7 protein-coding genes are annotated in these 6,616 nt (G+C 46.8%); all 7 read right to left on the minus strand.

What is annotated here, in order from left to right:
* Positions 1-1,542: carbamoyl-phosphate synthase large subunit (gene carB, locus A2517_RS06890; protein WP_294895449.1), on the minus strand; the 1,542-nt coding region annotated here is incomplete at its 3' end.
* A 66-nt stretch (positions 1,543-1,608) separates the two neighbouring features.
* A complete protein-coding gene (mreC, locus tag A2517_RS06895) occupies positions 1,609-2,370 on the minus strand; it encodes a rod shape-determining protein MreC (RefSeq protein WP_294895451.1) in 762 nt (253 codons plus the stop codon).
* On the minus strand, positions 2,363-3,400 hold the full coding sequence (locus A2517_RS06900; RefSeq protein ID WP_294895453.1) for a rod shape-determining protein: 1,038 nt from the start codon (positions 3,398-3,400) through the stop codon (positions 2,363-2,365). The genes mreC and A2517_RS06900 overlap by 8 nt, the downstream gene beginning before the upstream one ends.
* A gap of 8 nt (positions 3,401-3,408) precedes the next feature.
* Positions 3,409-4,641, minus strand: a complete 1,233-nt coding sequence (gene clpX / locus A2517_RS06905) for an ATP-dependent Clp protease ATP-binding subunit ClpX (protein WP_294895455.1) — start codon at positions 4,639-4,641, stop codon at positions 3,409-3,411.
* Positions 4,638-5,423 (minus strand): acyl-ACP--UDP-N-acetylglucosamine O-acyltransferase, encoded by a 786-nt coding sequence (lpxA, locus tag A2517_RS06910; protein ID WP_294895456.1) that lies wholly within the window; start codon positions 5,421-5,423, stop codon positions 4,638-4,640. The genes clpX and lpxA overlap by 4 nt, the downstream gene beginning before the upstream one ends.
* A gap of 5 nt (positions 5,424-5,428) precedes the next feature.
* Positions 5,429-5,872: a 3-hydroxyacyl-ACP dehydratase FabZ gene (gene fabZ, locus A2517_RS06915; protein ID WP_294895459.1), complete on the minus strand. Its 444-nt coding sequence runs from the start codon at positions 5,870-5,872 to the stop codon at positions 5,429-5,431.
* A gap of 86 nt (positions 5,873-5,958) precedes the next feature.
* On the minus strand, positions 5,959-6,616 hold a 658-nt coding region (locus A2517_RS06920), incomplete at its 5' end, for an NAD-binding protein (RefSeq protein WP_294895461.1).

Here is a 6,616-nt window from a genome sequence, read left to right on the forward strand (position 1 = left end):
AAGTGCTTTACGTGCTTCGTAGACATCATTCTCTTTTGCACTTCCGCCGTTTAAGGTGATAAGACGTGCAATATTTTTATCGGAGAACCCTTCCGTTTTAAGACGGCGAAGTTGTGGCTCATCGGTGAGGATTGACGTTGTGATTAATTTTTCTTGGGCAATAATCTCTTCAATTTGGGTCAAGAACCATGGATCGATTTTTGAGAGATCAAATACTTCTTCTTTGGATAGTCCCATACGGAACCCTTGCCCTACGTAGAGGATACGCTCCGCATTCGGGCGACGGATTTCGTGTTTCACAAATTCGAGATCGCCGTCGATCGGATCGAAACCGCTAAGTCCTGTCTCAAGAGAGCAGAGGGCTTTTTGAACCGACTCTTTAAACGTACGGCCGATCGCCATCGCTTCACCGACCGATTTCATACTGGTGGTGAGGGTCGATTCGGCTTCAGGGAATTTTTCAAACGTAAAGCGTGGAACTTTGGTCACGATATAGTCGATAACCGGTTCAAACGCTGCAGGGGTTCCGGTGATGTCGTTGGTGATCTCATCGAGGGTAAAGCCTACCGCGAGGAGGGTTGCCACTTTAGCAATCGGGTATCCGGTTGCTTTGGAGGCAAGGGCGGATGAACGGGACACGCGAGGATTCATCTCGATAACGATCATACGACCTGTTTCAGGGTTGACGGAGAATTGTACGTTTGATCCCCCCGTATCGACACCGATTTCACGTAAAATAGCAAACGACGCATCACGCATACGTTGGTACTCTTTATCGGTAAGCGTTAATGCCGGAGCCACAGTGATCGAATCACCCGTATGGACACCCATCGGGTCGAAGTTTTCAATAGAGCAGACGATAATACAGTTATCGTTACGGTCACGGATAACCTCCATCTCGTACTCTTTCCATCCAAGGAGTGACTCTTCGATCAGAATTTCGGTAATCGGAGATTCATCGAGTCCGCGCTGAGCGAGCATTTTGAATTCATCGATGTTGTATGCGACACCGCTTCCGCCCCCTGCGAGGGTATACGACGCGCGGATGATGATCGGAAAACCGATCGCTTCGGCAGCCGCCATTGCCTCTTCCATGTTGTAGGCGTAACGAGAGATCGGCAAGTCCATCCCGATTTTCACCATACACTCTTTGAACGCTTGGCGGTCTTCCCCTTTTTTGATGGCACTTGGATTAGCACCGAGGAATTCGATCCCCTCCAACATCCCCATCTCATGCATTTTCATAGCGGCGTTAAGCGCTGTTTGCCCCCCCATTGTAGGAAGTATGGCGTCAACTTTCTCTTTTTTGATAATTTCAGCGATTATTTCGGGTTTGATAGGTTCGATGTAGGTACGATCGGCAAATTCAGGGTCGGTCATAATCGTTGCCGGATTCGAGTTGATCAAAACTACGCGGTAGCCAAGCTCTTTGAGCGTCTTGACCGCTTGTGTCCCTGAATAGTCAAATTCACAGGCTTGACCGATGACGATCGGGCCTGATCCGATGAGTAATATCGTTTTGATGTCGTCGCGTTTTGGCATTGAGACCCCTCGTCATAAAAATTTTATTATTATAGACGAGAAGCACTTAAAATCCGATTACAACCTTCATCTCACCTTGGTAATAACGTGAAAATAGGCAGGATTTTTACCGTAAAAGTAAGGTTCGATGACGGCACTTTGATAACCGCTGGCTCGTGTGATGGAGATCACTTTTCCCACTTTCAGCCCTGCCATAAAGATACGGTCAAGTCCTGAAGTGAGTACTTCATCTCCTACTTTTATAGGAATCCAAGTCGGAATAAATTCAACGATCAAACGGCGTGAATTATTTCCCCGAACAATTCCAGGAGCCATGGTAACTCCGATGTTAACGGCATACGAGCTTTTGACATCGCCGTTTAAGAGGGCGATAGGACGTTTGTTTTTGGAAACAACAATTCCTGCCGCATATCCGCGATAGAGGAGCCCGTAAACCCGTTTCGGATCAAATTTCTCCATCTCAATCCATACACGGTGAGGATCTCCGAAACGGACATAAGAGAGGGTTCGAACCAAACTGGAATCAGGGATGATACGGAAGGTGCTGTTGTGCTCTTGAAGAAGTTTTTGATATTCATCGGCGACTTGATGCAGATTGAGCAGCTCTTGTTCGTAAAAACGGTTTTTTTGACGGAGATCGATAATAGTTCTTTGCTGATTAAAGTGTTCATCAACCGCGTGCTGAACACTCTCAACACTATCCAAATACGATGATTTGATCGCAAGAGTTAATCGTAGTATGGGGGATTGTAAAAAATTAGTAAAATAGAGTACTCCCCCTACCAAAACGGTAAGGAGTACAGCAACGGTTAACGCTTGTTTATTCATTATCGAAGAGTTCGTGGAGTTGATCGATCTCTTCCAATGCGCGTCCGGTTCCGCGTGCAACACACAAAAGGGGCTCATCGGCTACATACACCGGAATTTTGATAATTTCTGAGAGGTATTTATCGAGTTGGCGAATGAGTGCCCCGCCACCCGTGAGGATAACACCGTTATTGACGATGTCCCCTGCCAAATCCGGCGGCATATTTTCAAGGACGTCACGGAGTGCTTCTAGAATCTCTTTAAGCGGCTCACGCATCGCTTCACGTGCATCTTCGCTGGAGAGTTCGATTGACGTAAGAAGACCCTCAACTTGGTCGCGTCCGTTAATGATCATTTTAAGCTCTTGAGCAAGAGGCATAGCAGTACCGATATTGATTTTGATATCTTCCGCGATACGCTCACCGATCAAGAGATTGTATTTGCGTTTGATGTAATCCATAATAGCACGGTCGATTTTGTCCCCTGCAACACGGATAGATCGGCAAAGAACAAGTCCTCCGAGTGAGATAACACCGATTTCAGTGGTACCCCCTCCGATATCGACGATGATGTTCCCTTTCGGTTCACGGATATCGATCCCCGCACCGATTGCTGCCGCCATCGGCTCATCGATCAGGTACACTTCGCGTGCTCCCGCACTCATAGCCGATTCACGTACCGCTTTACGCTCAACCTGTGTCAATCCGTACGGGATACAAATAATGATACGAGGGCTGATAAGTGACGTACGGCCGTGCGCTTTTTCGATAAATTTACGGATCATTTTCTCAGTCATATCGAAATCAGCGATAACGCCGTCTCTCATCGGACGAATCGCTTTGATGTTCCCCGGAGTTTTGCCCACCATCTCTTTGGCTTCACGCCCTACCGCGAGGACACGTTGTTGACCGTATTTTTCAGTTTTAACCGCAACAACGGAAGGTTCATTGATGATTATCCCTCTCCCTTTTGAAATAACAAGGGTATTTGCTGTCCCTAAATCGATAGAGAGATCGTTTGAGAACATTCCGATAAGTTTATTAAATAGCATTGACTCTCCTATGCACTTTTTTGAGTTGATTTTTTGATATATACAGGGGAAACTTTTTCCTCGACTACCTCTTTGGTAATGAGTACTTCATAACCGCTGTACTCCGGGAGTTCATACATTGTATCTCCCATCGTCTCTTCCATAATGGCACGAAGTCCGCGTGCTCCCGTTTTTCGAGCCAATGCTTTGGCTGCGATCGCATTTAGCGCCTCATTGTCAAATGTCAGCTCGACATCATCAATGGCAAAAAGTTTGGTGTATTGTTTCACCAAAGAGTTTTTCGGTTCGGTCAAGATACGAACCATCTCCTCTTCGGTGATTTTATTGAGTGACGCAATAATCGGTAAACGTCCGATAAGCTCAGGAATAAGACCATAGCTGACCAAATCATCCGGCTCGACATTTTCGAAACTGTCATCGATGTCGGTAGTGCTTCGTTTATCGTGTCCGAAGCCCATAACATTGGCTCCCTTTTTCCGCTCTAAAATCTGTCCGAGGCCGTCAAACGCACCGCCGCAGATGAAAAGGATACCGGAAGTATCGATTTGGATGAAGTCTTGATTCGGGTGTTTACGACCCCCCTTAGGAGGGATGTTGACCACGGCACCTTCGATAATTTTAAGGAGTGCTTGCTGCACCCCCTCACCCGAAACGTCACGGGTGATAGAGCGGTTTTCGCTCATGCGGGAAATTTTATCGATCTCGTCGATAAAGACAATCCCCTGTTGTGCCCGCTCAACATCACCGTCCGCCGCTTGGAGGAGTTTGGTGAGGATGTTTTCGACATCTTCTCCGACGTAGCCCGCTTCGGTGAGGCTGGTCGCATCGGCAATGGCGATTGGGACGTTAAGGACACGGGCAATCGTTTGTGCCATCAAGGTTTTACCGCTTCCGGTCGGTCCGATGAGGAGGACGTTCGATTTGGCAATTTCGGTTTCATCTTCCACAAGGGTATGTTTGAAAATACGTTTGTAGTGATTATAAACTGCGACAGAGAGGAGCTTACGCGCCCGCTGTTGTCCGATAATGTATTGCCCTAAAAAGGTATTGAGCTCTTTTGGCGTTAAAAGCTCGGTGCTTTTGTGCTCATGGGTAGTTGTATTTTCCCCCTCCGTATCACCAAACATGATCTTATAGGCTGAAAAGACACAGTTTTTACAAATATAGACATTCGTGCCGGCAATAAGCGGGTTGTGATCGCTCTCTGCCGCGTCACAGAAACTGCAATGGCGATGAATCATGATTGATTCCTTTCATAGGGGATACCCCGTTTGGTATTGACAACAAAAGTACAAAGATTTTTAACGAGTTCACTCGTTGCCTCTTGGAGCAAAATACCCGCTTGCTCTTGGAGAGGTTTGCCCGATTCAAATAATTCACGGTAGGCTGAACGAAGTGCATCAATATCGGCACGTTCGACGTGACGGCGCAATCCGTTGAGATTAAGGCCGCGAAGAACCGCACGATTTCCCTCTGCCAAACAATACGGAGGTACGTCTTGAGAGAGGGCGGATGCCCCTGCGATCATAGCGTAATCACCGATTTTGACAAATTGATGTACGGGGGTCATACCGCCGATAACGGCGTAGTTCCCCATCTCGACATGCCCCGCCAAAGTCGCGGCATTGGCAAGGATACAGTGATCTCCAATTATAACGTCATGGCCGAGGTGAACGTATCCCATAAAAAGATTGTCGTTTCCGACAACGGTTTTGCCACCGCCCCCTGCTGTTCCCGGATTGAAAAGGGTGAACTCCCGAATTTTATTTCGATCACCGATGATGAGTTCGACCTCTTCTCCGGCATATTTTAAATCCTGCGGAACGGAACCCAATACGGCGTGTGAAAAAATTTCGTTGTATTCGCCGATAGTGGTGTTGCCGTAGATGCAGGCACTTGCGGCAATTTTAGTTCCCCGCCCGATTTTGGCTTTGCCCGAGATAAAACAAAACGGGCCGATTTCGACATTCTCGCCGATAACTGCACCCTCTTCGATAATAGCGTGTGGTGAAATCAAGCTCATACGACCTACTTGTCTACGATCATTGCTTTGAGTTCCGCTTCACTGACAAGTGCATCGTCAACGTAAGCTTTCCCCTCTAACACCCAAATCGATCCTTTGTGTTTAACGACGTTCATTCGGTATTCCAAACGATCTCCCGGACGGACGGGGGCGCGAAATTTTGCACCGTCGATACTCATAAAGTAAACCACTTTGTGCGCCGCTTCTTCTTCGGTCATATCCATACTTTGGAAAGCGAGGATTCCGCCGGCTTGGGCCATACCCTCTAAGATCATAACACCAGGATAGATCGGGTGACCCGGAAAATGTCCTTCGAAAATCTGTTCGCCGATCGTAACATTTTTGAATCCGATAAGGGACTCATTCGGGGTAAGAGAAGTAACACGGTCGACCAGTAAAAAAGGGAATCTGTGGGGTAAAATTTTTTGAATTTGAACAACATCTATCATATTTTGGGACACCTTGGGTAAAAAATCCCCCAATTTTACCGCAAAAAAGGTTAATCAATGATAATAAGTTTTCAATCCTTTGCTAACTATTTTTTAATAGCACGTTGTACCAGCAAATCCGCTACTTCAAAACTGGCATCAACGAATTTCAACTCCGGTAAATCCCTCATACTTTTTCGCTCATCAACGCTGTCGATTTTGACGATAACATTGGCCTCTTTGTTATACCCCAGTACCGCTTCACTGATAAGTCGACGGTTTTGTTCGCTGCTCATCGTGATGATAATCGCCTGAGCCTCTTTCACCCTCAGCGATTCCAAAACGGGGAGTTTGTTTAAGTGGCCGAAGTAGGCCATATATCCCAGCTTTCTGGCATGTAAAACGTGTTTGAGGTTGTCGGAGATGATAATGAAGTTGGCACCCTTGGATTGCAGTGATGCGGCGACAATTTTCCCCAGCATTGCAAACCCTGCAACGATAATATGGTCTTTGCGCTCGATAGGGGTAATGACGTCCGATTCGTAAAACTCTTTTTCAAAATAGGAGGAGAGTTTATAGATGTTCCCGATAATAAACGGGGTGAGGATCATCGAGATAACACTCACCAAAATCAAAAAGCTTGCCATCTCTTCGCTGATCAGTTTTTCTGCCCCCGCCAAAGCAAAAATAGCAAACGAAAACTCTCCGATCTGCGCGAGGGAGAGGGCGGTTTTTGCTGAGGTATTTTTATCGGAATTACGGCGG

Source organism: Sulfuricurvum sp. RIFOXYD12_FULL_44_77, assembly GCF_001830725.1.
Classification (GTDB): Bacteria; Campylobacterota; Campylobacteria; order Campylobacterales; family Sulfurimonadaceae; genus Sulfuricurvum; species Sulfuricurvum kujiense_A.

Bases quoted from the DNA above. Each gene is read 5' to 3' on its own strand.
- mreC (WP_294895451.1), bottom strand. From the start codon at position 2,370: ATGAATAAACAAGCGTTAACCGTTGCTGTACTCCTTACCGTTTTGGTA.
- A2517_RS06900 (WP_294895453.1), bottom strand. From the start codon at position 3,400: ATGCTATTTAATAAACTTATCGGAATGTTCTCAAACGATCTCTCTATC.
- clpX (WP_294895455.1), bottom strand. From the start codon at position 4,641: ATGATTCATCGCCATTGCAGTTTCTGTGACGCGGCAGAGAGCGATCAC.
- lpxA (WP_294895456.1), bottom strand. From the start codon at position 5,423: ATGAGCTTGATTTCACCACACGCTATTATCGAAGAGGGTGCAGTTATC.
- fabZ (WP_294895459.1), bottom strand. From the start codon at position 5,872: ATGATAGATGTTGTTCAAATTCAAAAAATTTTACCCCACAGATTCCCT.